Source organism: Acidithiobacillus sp. (genome assembly GCF_027322205.1).
Taxonomy (GTDB): domain Bacteria; phylum Pseudomonadota; class Gammaproteobacteria; order Acidithiobacillales; family Acidithiobacillaceae; genus Acidithiobacillus.
The window spans coordinates 38,344-52,597 of sequence record NZ_DAHVHY010000007.1 but is presented as its reverse complement, the minus strand read 5'-3'; the positions used below and the strand labels follow the sequence as shown (position 1 = coordinate 52,597).

13 protein-coding genes and 1 tRNA gene are annotated in these 14,254 nt (G+C 54.6%); 9 read left to right on the top strand and 5 right to left on the bottom strand.

What is annotated here, in order from left to right; genetic code table 11:
* Positions 1-703: 703 nt before the first annotated feature.
* Complete coding sequence (locus M7F93_RS02460) at positions 704-1,372, top strand: YidH family protein (RefSeq protein ID WP_298168513.1); 669 nt, start codon at positions 704-706, stop codon at positions 1,370-1,372.
* A 14-nt stretch (positions 1,373-1,386) separates the two neighbouring features.
* Positions 1,387-2,337 carry a tRNA dihydrouridine(20/20a) synthase DusA gene (gene dusA / locus M7F93_RS02455; protein WP_298168510.1) on the top strand — a complete coding sequence of 317 codons (951 nt, stop codon included), beginning with the start codon at positions 1,387-1,389 and terminating at the stop codon, positions 2,335-2,337.
* A gap of 3 nt (positions 2,338-2,340) precedes the next feature.
* On the opposite strand, the gene M7F93_RS02450 is transcribed toward dusA, so the two are convergent.
* The 3 genes from M7F93_RS02450 to gnd form a co-directional block, all read right to left on the bottom strand.
* Positions 2,341-2,634 carry an ArsR/SmtB family transcription factor gene (locus M7F93_RS02450; protein ID WP_298168508.1) on the bottom strand — a complete coding sequence of 98 codons (294 nt, stop codon included), beginning with the start codon at positions 2,632-2,634 and terminating at the stop codon, positions 2,341-2,343.
* A gap of 263 nt (positions 2,635-2,897) precedes the next feature.
* A complete protein-coding gene (gene zwf / locus M7F93_RS02445; protein ID WP_298168505.1) occupies positions 2,898-4,361 on the bottom strand; it encodes a glucose-6-phosphate dehydrogenase in 1,464 nt (487 codons plus the stop codon).
* Complete coding sequence (gnd, locus tag M7F93_RS02440) at positions 4,362-5,282, bottom strand: phosphogluconate dehydrogenase (NAD(+)-dependent, decarboxylating) (RefSeq protein WP_298168502.1); 921 nt, start codon at positions 5,280-5,282, stop codon at positions 4,362-4,364.
* A gap of 123 nt (positions 5,283-5,405) precedes the next feature.
* On the opposite strand from gnd, the gene purT reads away from it, so the two are divergent.
* Positions 5,406-6,590 (top strand): formate-dependent phosphoribosylglycinamide formyltransferase, encoded by a 1,185-nt coding sequence (gene purT / locus M7F93_RS02435; protein WP_298168500.1) that lies wholly within the window; start codon positions 5,406-5,408, stop codon positions 6,588-6,590.
* Positions 6,591-6,640: 50 nt separating this feature from the next.
* Here purT and M7F93_RS02430 read toward each other — a convergent pair whose 3' ends face one another.
* A complete protein-coding gene (locus M7F93_RS02430) occupies positions 6,641-7,828 on the bottom strand; it encodes a pyridoxal phosphate-dependent aminotransferase (protein WP_298168497.1) in 1,188 nt (395 codons plus the stop codon).
* 411 nt (positions 7,829-8,239) lie between these two features.
* Here M7F93_RS02430 and M7F93_RS02425 point away from each other — a divergent pair, with 411 nt between their 5' ends.
* From M7F93_RS02425 to M7F93_RS02400, 6 genes are all read left to right on the top strand, one after another.
* On the top strand, positions 8,240-10,081 hold the full coding sequence (locus tag M7F93_RS02425; RefSeq protein WP_298168494.1) for an ABC transporter ATP-binding protein: 1,842 nt from the start codon (positions 8,240-8,242) through the stop codon (positions 10,079-10,081).
* Positions 10,082-10,206: 125 nt separating this feature from the next.
* The gene (locus M7F93_RS02420) at positions 10,207-10,587 is read left to right on the top strand and encodes a hypothetical protein (protein WP_298168491.1); all 381 of its coding nucleotides are present in this window, start codon (positions 10,207-10,209) and stop codon (positions 10,585-10,587) included.
* 15 nt (positions 10,588-10,602) lie between these two features.
* Positions 10,603-11,580: a heavy metal-binding domain-containing protein gene (locus M7F93_RS02415; RefSeq protein WP_298168488.1), complete on the top strand. Its 978-nt coding sequence runs from the start codon at positions 10,603-10,605 to the stop codon at positions 11,578-11,580.
* Complete coding sequence (locus M7F93_RS02410; RefSeq protein WP_298168485.1) at positions 11,577-12,401, top strand: heavy metal-binding domain-containing protein; 825 nt, start codon at positions 11,577-11,579, stop codon at positions 12,399-12,401. Before M7F93_RS02415 ends, M7F93_RS02410 begins: the two co-directional genes overlap by 4 nt.
* A gap of 39 nt (positions 12,402-12,440) precedes the next feature.
* The gene (locus tag M7F93_RS02405; RefSeq protein ID WP_298168482.1) at positions 12,441-13,175 is read left to right on the top strand and encodes a PspA/IM30 family protein; all 735 of its coding nucleotides are present in this window, start codon (positions 12,441-12,443) and stop codon (positions 13,173-13,175) included.
* Positions 13,176-13,244: 69 nt separating this feature from the next.
* Positions 13,245-13,321 (top strand) — tRNA-Arg (locus tag M7F93_RS02400).
* A gap of 258 nt (positions 13,322-13,579) precedes the next feature.
* Here M7F93_RS02400 and M7F93_RS02395 read toward each other — a convergent pair.
* The gene (locus tag M7F93_RS02395; protein WP_298168479.1) at positions 13,580-13,891 is read right to left on the bottom strand and encodes a type II toxin-antitoxin system PemK/MazF family toxin; all 312 of its coding nucleotides are present in this window, start codon (positions 13,889-13,891) and stop codon (positions 13,580-13,582) included.
* Positions 13,892-14,254 lie beyond the last annotated feature (363 nt).

Below are 14,254 nucleotides of genomic sequence, written 5' to 3'. Positions count from 1 at the left end.
ACGAGTCAACTTCCGCAAGCGTTGATTTAAATAGTGAGAGACTGCTTTGGTGGATTTCATGACATAATTCCTTTCGTGATGAAAAACCGAACGAAAAACCAAACCGTTTGCTTCTTGATAGGTGTTGCTGCTGACGAAAATCACCAGCAGCAGCCATCATCACAGGAACAAAAGGTCACTGGGAAGCTAACCCAGTGTCTGTACGGTACCAGGGACTGCCCCTCGTGTAAAGAGTAACTCATTGTTTCATATATTGTTTATAGAGAGATACTAAAAGCCATACAAACGGTTCGGAGTGGTTCTGGCGCTGCAATTACGCTGCACTGCGGGATAGGATAGGCAGGTATAACGTGGTATAGTGCGGGATAGTACATTCTGTAAGTGGCTGAAAATGCGAGAATATGAAAAGTGCTTATATTTCAAAAGCGCGCAAAAAGAGGATGCAGCGGCCTGCAAAGCCGTGGAAGCCGGTTCGATTCCGGCCCCAGCCTCCAAATATCGCTGAAATATTTTGCACGGTGAGCGCCCTGTTCCTGTGTGTCTACGTCGCCAACAGGCGACCTAGAGATATTTCTTATTGTTCTGGTCATCTGTCGGCTAACTGTTTCAGGGGGCACCAGAGATCATATTCCCACTTTCTCCGGGTGCGTGGTATAACGATGCCGAAGCATCTTGTCCCCGCGAACAACCTTGGTATTCGCCCATGCTGCTGATGAAATCTCTCCCGACGGTTCGTGAGCCCAGACTTTATCTGAGCATGGAGAGGTCGTATCTGGCCTCTATTAAATTTCTTTTTGTGGCTTTTGGTACGGGCATTCTTTCCAAGAAGCTCACTCTGCTGCTGGGCACCCTGCACTTTGATTTGCTAGTCCCGTTTTTTCAGGACCTTTATTATCTGCTGACATGGCCTGTTCTTGCGCTGTTGTTTCTTGTCTTTTATTTGTTCATTTCAGACTTGCGTTATGTCAATAAAGGGGCCCCAGTGACGGCCCGCGAGATTCAGGACCCTCGCATTTATCTGTCAGCGGAGAGGACTTTTTTATCATGGATACGCACGGGTATCAGTATTGTGATATTTGGGTTTGTCATTGCGAAGTTTAATTTCTTCCTGAGCAATCTTGCCCTGATACTGCATACCAAGATTACGTTGCAAATGACCTTCGCTGGTATGGATGTGGTGTTCGTCGTGTTGGGGGTGATCAGTATCAGCATGGGTACCGTAGGTTTTTTTCTGACGCTGCATCAGGTAGATCATGGGGCCTATCGCCCGCATGTCACCCTCTATGCAGCGTATGGCTTATCTTTTTTTGTCGCCATGGCCATTTTGGGCTATCAGCTTTTCCAGGTCGGGGGTAGTGCATGGCTGAGTTAAACAGGCATATCGCAATGGATAAAATCCTATCCGTGGCCCCCATGCTCGACTGGACAGACCGCCATTGTCGGCATTTTCTGCGCTTGGTATGCCCTTCCTGTGTGCTTTATACGGAGATGATCACCACCAGTGCGCTGCTTCTGGGGCGTGACCCTGGGCGATTTCTCGAATTCTCTGCAGCAGAGCACCCCCTGATTTTGCAGTTAGGGGGGGATGATCCTGTGGCAATGCGTGCGGCCGCGGCGATGGGGTATGCCTATGGCTATGACGGCCTCAATTTGAATGTGGGCTGTCCCTCGCCGCGGGTGCAGCAAGGCCGCTTTGGTGCCTGTCTGATGACGACGCCTGAACTGGTCGCCGAGTTGGTGGCAGCGATGGGAGAAAGTGGCTTGCCTGTTAGCGTGAAACACCGTCTCGGTCTGGATCGGGAAGAGGACTACGCGACGTTGCGTGCTTTCATCGAAACCGTCGCGATGGCGGGATGCCGACACTTTATTGTTCATGCGCGTAATGCCTGGCTGAAAGGTCTCAGTCCGGCTGAAAACCGTGACGTGCCGCCCTTGCGCTGGGATTGGGTGCATCAGTTGAAAAAAGAGCTGCCACATCTGACCATCGAGATCAATGGAGGCTTTTACGATTTGAAGGCGGTGACGGCGCAGTTTTCCGCAGTGGATGGGGTCATGATCGGGCGTGCTGCCTATCATCATCCCCTACTGCTAGCGGAAATTGAACGTGCCATGGGGCACAGGGAGACCCTGCCAGTGCCCGAAGTGATCTTGTCGGGGTTGATAGAATATGCGGAACAATGGGGAGAGGCGTTGCCTGCACCGCGTTTGAGTCGCCATTTGCATGGGTTGCGCTTTGGGCAAAATGGCGCGGGAGCATGGCGTCGCTTTCTGGGTACCGTTGAAACCGGTGAGAGCGCCGCAGAGTTCCTGCGGCGCGGTATGTCGCTGTTGGATTGAAAGTCAGGCGAAGACGTGGTGGCTCATGGCCAGCAGACGCAGGGTGCGCTGATCGCGGATGCGAAAGTACACACGACTGGCTACCCGTCGTACCAGTACCAGGCCGCTGTCCTGCAATAGGGCAAGATGCTGCGATGCATTGCTGTGGCTGGTATTGATGGCTTTCACGAGGTTTTGCATGCTCATTTCGCCGCGTCCCAGCAGGCAGATAATCTTGTAGCGCAAGGGGTGAGACATGGCTTTGATCACTCCGGAAAGCTGCTGAATTTCGCGTTCGGGAAGAATGGGATTTTGCATGGTTAAGCTCCTATTATCAGGTTTTGATCTTCGCTCTCAGCTATTAGCATGGATCATGCCATATTGCTTTAGTATCCTGAAATTATTATAGAAAGTGAAAAAATATTCAGAAAAATGAGGCGCCACATCGGGCCAGACTGTAGACTGATGGCTACGCTTTTCAGCGGGGCGTATTAGAATTATTGATTTTTATGTGGTTTTTTCTGTTTGCAACGGGCGACAGGCAGATGATGGCAGAGCACATGTGGCCTCCGCCAGTCGATTCAGGTTTGATTACGCCAGTAATGGTCTTCTTTGTCCATGATCCGGGTGGCTTCGTCTGGTCCCCAGGAGCCGGCGGGGTAGGTGAGGATATAGTCGGTCTCCCGTCCCCAGGACTTGATGATAGGGTCGACGACGCGCCAAGCCCACTCGACCTCGTCAAAACGAATGAACAGGGCTTTGTCGCCCTCCATCACATCCAGCAGCAGGGCTTCATAAGCATCCAGTTCCTGCTCCCCTTCTTTGCGGTAGGATGCGTTGAGTTGTACGGGTCGAACACGCATCTCTAATCCTGGTTCCTTGATCTGGATTTCAATTTTCAGACTTTCCGGTACTAAGGAGAGCAGTATCCAGTTGGGCTCAATACGTTCGATACTGGTTTCGCGAAAGAGTTGTTGCGGTGTATGACGGAAGCGGATGGCTACGCTGGAGGTTTTGGCGGTAAGACGCTTGCCGGTACGCAAATAAAAGGGCACCCCGCGCCAGCGCCAGTTATCGATGTAAAACTTGGTGGCGACAAAGGTTTCTGTTACCGAGTTGGGCTCCACACCCGCCTCGTCCTGATAGCCGGGGACGTGTTTGTCGTGGACAACGCCAGGCCCATACTGCGCGCGCATGGCATAGGCGGTAACGGCCGATTTGGGAATAGGGCGGATTGAGCGTAGGACTTTGACTTTTTCGTCGCGCAGGCTATCTGCCTCCAGCGAAGGCGGTGGTTCCATGGCGACCAGGGTGAGAATCTGCATCAGGTGATTTTGCAGCATATCGCGCAGAGCACCGGCCTGATCATAATACCCCGCCCGATTTTCAATGCCGATATCTTCGGCCACGGTTATCTGAACGTGGTCGATGTAATTGCGGTTCCAGATCGATTCAATGGCTAGGTTGGCGAAACGGAAGACCAGCAGGTTCTGGACAATTTCTTTGCCGAGATAATGATCGATACGGTAGATCTGGTCTTCGTGGAAGTGACGATGCAACTGCTCATTGAGCTGTACGGCACTTTCCAGACCATCACCGAAGGGCTTTTCAATCACAATGCGGTAGTCGCCATCCTGATTAAATCCGGCCTCAGAAAGGTGCTGTACTACCGGGACGAAATCGGCCGGACGAATGGCGAGATAAAAAATGGTACCTGCCGGCTTTTCGGCCCCCTCCGGGGTCAGCAGGTTGCGGAGTTTGGCGTAAGATTCCGGCTCATGGATTTCACCGCGCACATATTCAAAATGCCTGCAGAAATCGGCAAAGTGGTCCTCGTGATAATTGCTGGCATAGGTTTCCAGTTGTTCCTGAAGAAAGTTTTGCCAAGCCTCACCATCCCAAGGGCGACGACCAAAGGCGATAATACGCATTTCATCAGGCATCATGCCCGCGCATTGTAAGTGGTACAGGGCGGGGAGCAACTTCTTGCTGGCGAGATCACCGGTGGCCCCGAAGATGACGAACTGACAATTACAGTTGCTCATTCAGTCCTCCTTTTGCACGGTGTGGCCACCAAACTGGTTACGCATCATCGCCAGAAGTTTGGCGGCGTAGTCGTCGCGCCCCTGAGAGGCCCAACGCATTTGCAGAGCAAGGGTGATGACCGGTGCGGGAATTTTCAATGCGAGAGCGGCTTGAGCTGTCCACAAGCCTTCGCCGGAGTCCGCCACTACGGGCGCGATATCGGCGAGCACCTGATCTTTGGCGAGGGTGTCGGCGGTGAGGTCGAGGAGCCAGGAGCGGACGACGCTGCCGTAGCGCCACATTTCGGCCACCCTAGCGAGGTCCAGCCCGAATTCGGTTTTGCCCTGCAGGATGGCGAAACCTTCGGCGAGGGCCTGCATCATGCCGTATTCGATGCCGTTGTGGACCATTTTAACAAAGTGACCGCTACCAACCGGCCCGCAGTGCAGCCAGCCCCTGTTGGTGCCCGGTGCCAGTGCCTCCAGAAAAGGGGTTGCCTGAGTTACGGCTTCCTGGCTACCACCGACCATCAAGGCATAACCCTCTTGCAAGCCCCAGATACCGCCCGAAACACCGGCGTCTATGTAATGTACTCCGGCCGCCTCCACTTTTTTGGATTGGGTGATGGAGTCCTCATAAAGGGCATTCGCGCCGTTAATCAGTATGTCGCCCTTGCTCAATAAGGGAAGAATGGAGTCGATATGACTCTGGGTAGCTTCTCCAGCGGGGAGCATGAACCAGATGATCCGGGGGCTGGGCAAGGCTTGAACGAGGGCTTCCAGACTATTGGCAGCGTGCATGCCTGTTTCTTTAGCCAGATCAGTGGCTTTTTCGGTATGGCGATTGTAAATAGTAACATCCAAACCCTTGAGATGCAGACGCCGTGCCATGTTGGCACCCATTCGACCTAAACCAACTATCCCGATGCTTTTGCTGCTCATTATTTACTCCTCTGCGTACAGGACTGACCGAAACTGCTACTATCAGTATAGGCGCATAAAGGGCGGGCATCTCTAACCTGCGGCGGTTTGCGCGAAAATTTTCTGTTTTGACAAGGGGATCCAATGATACTTGGTACACCGCTCTCTGCTTCCGCTACCCGTCTACTCATGCTCGGTGCGGGTGAACTGGGCAAGGAAGTCCTCATCGCTGCACAACGCTTGGGGGTAGAGACTATTGCGGTAGATCGTTACGCCGATGCCCCGGCTATGCAGGTAGCCCATCGTGCCCATGTACTGGATATGACCGATCCAGAGGCCATTCTGGCACTTGTCAAACGCGAGCGCCCGCATTTTGTGGTGCCGGAGATTGAGGCCATTGCGACCTCCGCGCTGGCGGAAATTGAGGCGGCAGGCTGGGCGACGGTGGTGCCTTCGGCACGCGCGGTGCAGTTGACCATGGATCGCGAGGGTATCCGCCGCCTTGCTGCGGAAGAATTGGGCTTGCTGACGTCGCCTTATCGCTTCGCCGGGACACTGGCAGAGTTGGAAGAGGCGGCAGCAATGCTGGGCTTTCCCTGTGTGATCAAGCCCGTCATGTCCTCCAGTGGTAAGGGGCAGTCCGTAGTACGCGACGCGGCGGAACTGGCGCTGGCATGGCAGGAGGCACAGACGGCGGGACGGGTCGGTGGCCAGCGGATCATTGTTGAAGGCTTTGTCGACTTCGACTTCGAGATTACCCTGTTGGCGGTGCGTTCTGCCTTTGGGACGACATTTTGTGCGCCTATCGGGCATCGTCAAGAGGCCGGTGATTATGTGGAGTCCTGGCAGCCACAGCCCATGAGTGAGGCCGCTTTGCAACAGGCGGAAAAAATGGCGCAATTGGTGACTGATGATTTGGGCGGGCGGGGGCTGTATGGGGTGGAGTTTTTTGTGCGCGACGAAGAGGTCATCTTCAGTGAGCTCTCACCCCGGCCCCATGATACGGGTCTGGTGACTTTGGTCAGTCAGCGGCAGAACGAGTTTGACCTGCACTTGCGTGCTATTTTGGGTTTACCGGTGCAGCCGGGCTTTCGGCGCCCGGCGGCTTCTGCGGTAATTCGCGGGAGGGATCTGGGTTGGGGGCCGGTGTATTCAGGATTGGAGGAGGCGCTGGCGGTGCCGGAAAGCGATCTGCGGCTTTTTGGCAAGCCGACGGCCAGCAAGCTCAGGCGCCTCGGGGTGGGCATTGCTGGCGCCGATGATGTGGAGGAAGCCCGGAAGCGCGCCTGCCGGATAGCTGCGGCGATAATGATCAGCCCCGCGTCCTGAGCGAGGTTAATCCCGCGGTAACGCAATGCGATCTCAGTTTTTAGGGTGGTCTAGGCGTTGATAAAAGCGCTGATGCGGTCCAGGGCCATCTCCAGGTTCTTATCGCTGGTCGCGAAGGACAGGCGGATATGGTCAGGCGTGCCAAAGGCTGAGCCCGGTACCACTGCCACTCCGGCCTCCAGCAAGGCTTCAGCGAGGGCAAGATCATCACGCAGGCCTTTCGCCGCCATGACTTCGCGAAATCCCGGAAAGCTGTAAAAGGTACCATCGGAGGGCATGGCGGCGACACCGGGCAGCGCTTTCAGGCGGTTGTAAACGTATTGGTGGCGCCGCTTGAAGGCATGCACCATTTCGTGGATGGCGCTGTCGCCACCTTCCAGTGCTGCCTGGGCGGCCACCTGGGCGATGGAGGTGGGATTGGAGGTGCTCTGGGACTGTACCGTATTCATCGCGGTGATCAGCGCTTTGGGGCCAGCACAGTAGCCGATGCGCCATCCGGTCATGGCATAGGCTTTGGACACGCCATTCATGATGATGCAACGCGGGATCAGATCCGGGCAGGCATTGGCGATGTTGACGAAGTCTTCATCGTAGAAACGAATTTTCTCATACATGTCATCGCTGGCGATGAGGATATGCGGATGATGGCGAAGTACTTCACCTAGGGCTTCCAGTTCGGTGCGGCTGTAGACCACGCCAGAGGGGTTGGATGGGCTGTTGATGACCAACAGACGGGTACTGGGGGTAATCGCCTCTTCCAATTGCTCCGGGTTGATCTTGAAACGCTGGCTGGCGTCGGTGCCGATGATGACGGGCCGCGCTTCGGCCAGCAGCACCATGTCCGGATAAGATACCCAGTAGGGTGCGGGAATGATAACTTCGTCGCCTGCATCCAGAAGAGCCTGACAAAGATTGAAGAAGCTTTGCTTGCCGCCGACGGAAACGAGAATTTCGTCGGGATGGTATGACAGATAATTGTCGCGGGCGAATTTGCCGATGATCGCGGCTTTCAGCTCCGGCGTGCCGCCGACAGCGGTGTATTTGGTGAAGCCCCGGCGGATGGCGGCGATGGCTGCTTCCTTGATGTACTCCGGGGTGTCGAAGTCTGGTTCGCCAGCACCCAGACTGACAATATCCTTCCCTGCGCGGCGCAGTTGTTGGGCACGGGCAGTGACCGCAAGCGTGGGGGAGGGGCGCACCGCATTCACGCGGCGGGAAAGGCGGATATCCACGATCATCAACTCCAGGAGCAATCTCATCGGGCGCGGGAAATGCGCGCAAGAGCGCAAATGATAAGCATCCTTCGACTAAAATCAACTATTTTGCGTAAGGCAGGTATTTCACGGGATGTGGGGTGTGAAGGATTGGTATTACACCCCGACTAAAAGAGTACGATTTTCATCACATAACTATCTGGAAGATCTGGCGAAGGGGAGGACTTCCGTGCCATCAAGCAATTGCTGGGTTTGCAGGCAATGGAAGCGCAGGTGCTGCGCGACGGCGAGGAGTTGTGGGTGGCGATCAGTACCGTGATCTGCTGGTCGGCAGCACGGTGAATGCGAGGCCCCTGCTGACTTGGGCGAGCAACCTGAGCGCCAGGCGGGTGAATGGGGTATGCTGTGGCATTCTTGGTGCATTGAAGGTGAGTTGTGGCGCAAAATCCCTGGCAACGTCCGGCCAACAAGAATGTCTGGGTGTTGTGGAAACTGAAGCCATTTTTGCAGGCACATCGTGCTTTGCTGCTCCTGTATGTGCTGGCTCTGTTGCTCAGCGCCGCGAGTTCGCTGATGCTGCCGCAAGGCGCGCGCTGGATTCTCGATAAAGGGTTTCATAGTTACGCCGCGCTGATGTGGATCAGTATCGCCCTGCTGGGGCTGGGACTGTTCACCGTTGCCATGCGCGCCTTACGTGATGCCCTGGCCACTTGGATCGGACAAGGGGTGGTGGCGGACCTCCGTACCGCAGTGTTCAGTCATGCCTTACGTTTGCCAGCGGGTTTTTATGAGGCTTTTCGCACTGGAGAGGTGATTTCCCGGCTCAGCAGCGATGTGACCATCCTGCGCTTTGGGTTGACGGGAGTGTTGGGGCGCAGCCTGCAAAGCGGTATTACCCTGATCGGGGCGCTGGTACTCATGGCCGCCACCATGCCACGACTGATCATACCCGGTATGGTCGTTTTACCTTTGCTGGTGTTCATCAACCTGAAATCCGGGCGCCTGCAACGTCGCTATAGTCGTAAAGAACAGGATTATCTGGCTGATCTGAGCGCGCATACGGAAGAGTCGGTTAATGGTATACGGGTGATTCAGTCATTGACCATGGAGCCGCAGACGGAAGAACATTATCGGCGCGATATCCGGTTTTTGCTGGAGCAAGTTTGGTCCCGGGTGATGGTGCAATTGTGGTCCACCTTTTTGACTGGGGGGCTGGTGTTTCTGGCGCTCAGTGTGATGCTCTATTGGGGTGGTTTGGCCGTGTTGCACCACGAAGTGGGGATCGGGGTGCTGGCGGCTTTTCTGCTCTACGCGCTGATGGCAGCGACTTCTCTGGCCGCCCTCGGCGAGTTGTGGGGTAGTATGGCACGTCTGGCCGGAGCGACGGAGCGACTGTTGGCGCTGCTGGATGAGATGCCGGAGGCAAGCTTTCCTGTTTCCCCTGTGCAGGATCCAGCGCCAACGCTTGTCGACGGCGGACTGCCGGCGCAGTGGGTAAGGCCCGCCAGTCTGTATCTGGACAAAGTATCTTTCAGTTATCCGTCACGCCGCGATTTCAATGCGATTGAAAATATCACGCTCGACATTGCCGCAGGAGAAACGGTGGCTTTTGTGGGTCCCTCTGGTGCTGGTAAAAGTACGGTTTTTTCCTTGTTACTGCGCCATTATCAGCCGAGTCAGGGGCGCATTTTTCTGGATGGTGTGGATGTCAATGCCTTACCGCTCCGCTCGTTACGTCAACAACTGGCGATGGTGCCTCAGCATCCGGTGATTTTCTCCATGAGCATTGCGGAAAACATCATGATGGCCCGTCCGGACGCAAGCGAGGCTGCCCTTCAGGAAGCGGTGCGTGCGGCGCGGGTGGATGAATTTTCTGATCGCCTGGAGGGGCGACTGCAGACCCATGTGGGGGAGAAAGGCGTTACTTTGTCGGGCGGGCAACGCCAACGTATCGCCATTGCCCGCGCTATTTTGCGTAATCCGCGCGTGCTGATTCTGGATGAGGCCACCAGTGCCCTGGATGCGGAAAACGAACGCATTATTCAGGAGGCGCTGGGCAATCTCACCGCACAACGCACCACCCTCGTTGCGGCACACCGGTTGGCGACGGTTATTCATGCGTCACGTATTGCGGTGTTGGATAAGGGTAGGCTGATTGCTGTGGGGAATCACAGAGAGCTTCTGAATGCCTGTCAGATTTATCGTCAGTTCGCCCAATTGCAGCGTTTGTATGAGGGAGCGGAAGCTGGGTCGGAACTTCAAAAAATTCGTGCGTGATCGGGCCTGGCGAACTAAAGTTGAGACGAAGAGTCTCATTTTAGGTAGCAGGGCGTTTTTTATAAGCACGAGTGAGGTGCCATATATCGGGTATATTGGTGGCAATCTAGGGAGGGAGGCCCCGTATGAGTACGGATTTTGAGCAAAATACGGCCTGGATCAGGCGGGCACAAACAGACATGAAGGCTTTTGTGGAAGGATTGGCGGCACGTCTGGAGGGGGACGTGCCGGGTTTTGTAGAAGTGGAACGCAAAAAGGATGGATTCTTCGCGAAAAGCAGTCACATCGAATCAATCATTATCCACACCAATAATAACGACTATATCCTCAAAAAAGAAGGCGCCCATATCAGCACGGTGCGCGCGAAAACCGTACGCGGCGTAGTGCTGAAACATGAAGATTTATCGTTAGCCGTCTGGCTGGAAAGCTTGGTTGCTGATCTGGCTGATCTCTCCGGCGAAATGCAGGGCGCCAGTAATACCTTGCATGACTTTCTTATGGGGTAATTTGAAGGAGGGTTTATGTCCATTTGGGACAAGATCAAACAGGGTATCGGGGAAGTCGCACATGATGCCCAGCGTGCTGCAGAAAATATTGGTCAGAATGCCAGCAAAGGTATCCGCTCACAAACCCCCGAAGAAATGCAGCGTTACTCTGAATGGGAGCTGGCGCTGCGCCAACACCGCCTCCCTTCTTTTGTACAAAGCCGAATGTTTCAGACCAGTCAGGGGCAATTGCCCTGGATTAGTACGGCGCGGGCGTCTGAGTTGCTGTTGCAGCGCAGTCACGGCGTACAACCCATTGGTATGGTGACCGGTAATTGCTGGTACCATTTTGGTTATTCCTGGACGCAAGGGCACTATGATGGCTGGCATACGGCTGTGGAACGTATGCGCCTGGAGGCACTCGCCCTGGGTGCGAATGCGATCGTCGATGTGCGGATGAAAGTGCATCATGGTGAGCACGAAGATATGGATTATGGCGTTACCGGCACAGCTATCCGCATTCGCGCTTTGCCGCCGTCTGCGGAGCCGGTCGTGGCTACTGTCTCGGCACTGGAGTTCGTACGGTTGCTGGAAGATGGGGTGGTGCCTGTGGGCATCGCTATCGGTGCCAACTTTGATTGGTACAGCCCGTGGATGGGTACCATGGCTGAGCAGGCCGCGCAGTCCTCTCCCTTTGCGGCGCGCTACTGGAATATGGAAATCACCGATCTGTCTACATTCCAGGAAAATGTCCGTCGTCGCGCTCTATACGATTTGCGCGAAGATGGGCGGCGTATGGCGGCCGCGGTATTGGCGCATACCAGCACCACCCAGATGTTTCGGGTTGCCGCCGATCAGGATAGCCCGGAACGCTTTCTGTGCCGTCACATTAGTATTGGCACAGCCATCAGTTATTTGCCGAAAAACGCCCCCCAGCACGAATTGATTCCGATGATTTCACTCCTTGACCATCCATTGAAAAGTGCCGCCACGGCACGAAAGGATCTCATATGACCGATACCGCTGAACAACTGGCTCCCCATGCCATCGAACGTCTGAAGGGTTTGCGCTCGCAGGGCAGCCACGAAGGCATATTTACCTCCGATCTCTCCGTCAATGAATTTGTTATGGTTCGTAAGGCCAATTTTGAGCCTTTAGGGCTGGTGGTAGGATCCTGCATTTACCATATGGGTATTCAGTATGGTAACTGGAATCAGAATATGGAGATGGATGTACTGTCCCAGGCCATGTACCAGGCTCGCGAACTGGCTATGAGTCGCATGGAACAGGAGGCTACCTTGCTACAGGCGGACGGTATTGTCGGTGTGCGCCTAGAAGTCAAACGCATGGAATGGGATCAGGATATTCTCGAATTCATGGCGATTGGTACGGCTATTGCGCATCGCAGCGGCGCCTCTGGATTCAAGGGAGTAGGGGGTAAACCTTTTACCAGCGATCTCAGTGGGCAGGATTTCTGGATGTTGCTGCAGGCGGGTTATCGGCCGATGGAAATGGTAATGGGCTCCTGTGTATATCATGTGGCCCACCAGGGTCTTTTGAAATCCATGGGCAATGTGGGGCGCAATACAGAAATGGAGCAATTTACGCAGGCCATGTACGACGCGCGTGAACTGGCCATGGAGCGTATGCAGCATGAGGCCCAGGAGGCCCAGGCGGATGGAATTACCGGCGTGCAACTGCATGAAGGTAGCCACAACTGGAAGCCGCATATCATTGAGTTTTTTGCTGTGGGTACGGCAGTGAAGGCCATGGAAAACGCCGACGCACTGGTCGATGCCTTGAGCCCACAACTGGTGATTCCGGTTAATGATTGATGCAATGAGCATCGCGACGCTGTCGTAAGGAGTGATCTGATGTCGATATTTAAACATGCTGCAGAAATACTGGAAGGTAAGGTGAATCATTTTCTCGATAACGCGGAGGATCCCGGAGAAAGCCTGGACCTGTCTTATGAGAAAATGATTACGAATTTGCAGGACACCAAAAGACATCTTGCTGATGTGGTGACCGAGCGAGTGTCTCTGGAAAATCAGATGGCGCAGGCGCAGAAGGCCGCCGACAAAGCGGATGCAGATGCGCGAATGGCGCTGGGTGCCAACCGGGAAGATCTGGCGCGCGCTGAACTGGCCCAGAAGCAGTCCGAATTGCAGAAAATCGCTTCTCTCAAGGAAGCGCATGACACGGTGGCAGCACAGGTGCAGAAGCTGACGGATTATGAGAGCAAGCTGCAGGATCATATCGAACAGTTCCGGACCCAGAAGGAAGTCACCAAAAGTGAGATGACCGCGGCGCAGGCGGAAGTTAAAGCTGGAGAGTCGCTCACGGGCATCGGCCAGGGTATGAACGACGCCGGTGAGGCCATGCGCCGCGCCGAGGATCGTACCCAGCAGATGGAATCCAAGGCGTCGGCCTTGGATGGTCTGATGGAGTCCGGTGCGTTGAATGATCCCCTGGATAGCCGCAGCCAGACTGAAAAAGAGCTCGACAAAGTGCGTGCGACGAGTGGTGTGGATGATGATCTCGCTAAGCTCAAGGCGGAAATGGCGAAGGATAAGGGCACATCGGGGAGCGGCATTACCGGGAGTTGAGGGCTCTGGTAGGTGCTTTGGGCAGAGGATTGACCGACTCCCCGTCTGTAGGTATATTACGCCCTCCACGCGCTCGTAGCTCAGCTGGATAGAGCAACTGGCTACGAACCAGTAGGTCGGCGGTTCGACTCCGTCCGAGCGCACCATGTAAAACAGGCACTTAGCGCAACTTGCTAGGTGCCTTTATTTTTTCGGGCTAACCGCAGAAAGGAAAACGGCGCTGTCGGCAGGGAGGAGTAGAGTGGTTTTTGGGGTACCCTGAAAAAAGATCGGAAGCAGGATCGAATCAGATCGAGCCCGCCCCATAAGGGTGGGTCTGTACCAAAAGCAATCTTATAAAATGAAAAATGATAGCGAGGTGTTTATGCGTAAAAAATGGCCCCCTAAGAATAATGAGCGCTTATCTAACTCAGCATTTCAAGCAATACGGAGTGCCACTCCGAAAGGGCTATCTCGCCCATTTTGCCAGTCAGGCGGTGCTTGTCTACTGCACGAATCTGGTCGAGCAATATGCGGGCTGGCTTACCCGCAAACACCAATTCCGGCCTGCAACCCAGTGGCTGCCCTGCGCTGGTCAGCGGGGCCACGATGACACGCGGTAATGCTGAATTGAGATCGTCCGGAGACACAATCAAAGCTGGTCGCGTCTTTCTGATTTCAGTGCCCACAGTGGTGGGATCGAGATTCACCCGGTACACCTCGCCACGCTTTACCATGCCCACTCTTCAACACCTTCATCTACAGCTATCTGGTTTAGAGGTTCCACGTCCATATCTGACCGATAGCCCTCAAACCACCCTGCGCGCATCGCGCGCAGGGACCTTATAACCAAAGCGTTACCTTCCACGGCAATATCTACGTCATCATCCATCCCGCAGGCCGCCAGAAATGGTGCTGGAATGAGAACGCCACGTGAATTACCTATCTTCCGTATGGTGGATCGCATACAATATCTCCTCCACAATAAAATTATAACAATATTATAACATGTGAGCGATGGAACGCAAGCTGTGTTGTGAATCACTCATCTGCGACGTTGGTATACGAACAGAGACAGGGAGGTCGCATAGTCCAATATC

Bases quoted from the DNA above. Each gene is read 5' to 3' on its own strand.
- M7F93_RS02460 (WP_298168513.1), top strand. From the start codon at position 704: ATGCTGCTGATGAAATCTCTCCCGACGGTTCGTGAGCCCAGACTTTAT.
- M7F93_RS02420 (WP_298168491.1), top strand. From the start codon at position 10,207: ATGAGTACGGATTTTGAGCAAAATACGGCCTGGATCAGGCGGGCACAA.
- M7F93_RS02395 (WP_298168479.1), bottom strand. From the start codon at position 13,891: ATGGTAAAGCGTGGCGAGGTGTACCGGGTGAATCTCGATCCCACCACT.
- gnd (WP_298168502.1), bottom strand. From the start codon at position 5,282: ATGAGCAGCAAAAGCATCGGGATAGTTGGTTTAGGTCGAATGGGTGCC.
- zwf (WP_298168505.1), bottom strand. From the start codon at position 4,361: ATGAGCAACTGTAATTGTCAGTTCGTCATCTTCGGGGCCACCGGTGAT.
- purT (WP_298168500.1), top strand. From the start codon at position 5,406: ATGATACTTGGTACACCGCTCTCTGCTTCCGCTACCCGTCTACTCATG.
- M7F93_RS02410 (WP_298168485.1), top strand. From the start codon at position 11,577: ATGACCGATACCGCTGAACAACTGGCTCCCCATGCCATCGAACGTCTG.
- M7F93_RS02415 (WP_298168488.1), top strand. From the start codon at position 10,603: ATGTCCATTTGGGACAAGATCAAACAGGGTATCGGGGAAGTCGCACAT.
- M7F93_RS02430 (WP_298168497.1), bottom strand. From the start codon at position 7,828: ATGATCGTGGATATCCGCCTTTCCCGCCGCGTGAATGCGGTGCGCCCC.
- M7F93_RS02450 (WP_298168508.1), bottom strand. From the start codon at position 2,634: ATGCAAAATCCCATTCTTCCCGAACGCGAAATTCAGCAGCTTTCCGGA.
- dusA (WP_298168510.1), top strand. From the start codon at position 1,387: ATGGATAAAATCCTATCCGTGGCCCCCATGCTCGACTGGACAGACCGC.
- M7F93_RS02405 (WP_298168482.1), top strand. From the start codon at position 12,441: ATGTCGATATTTAAACATGCTGCAGAAATACTGGAAGGTAAGGTGAAT.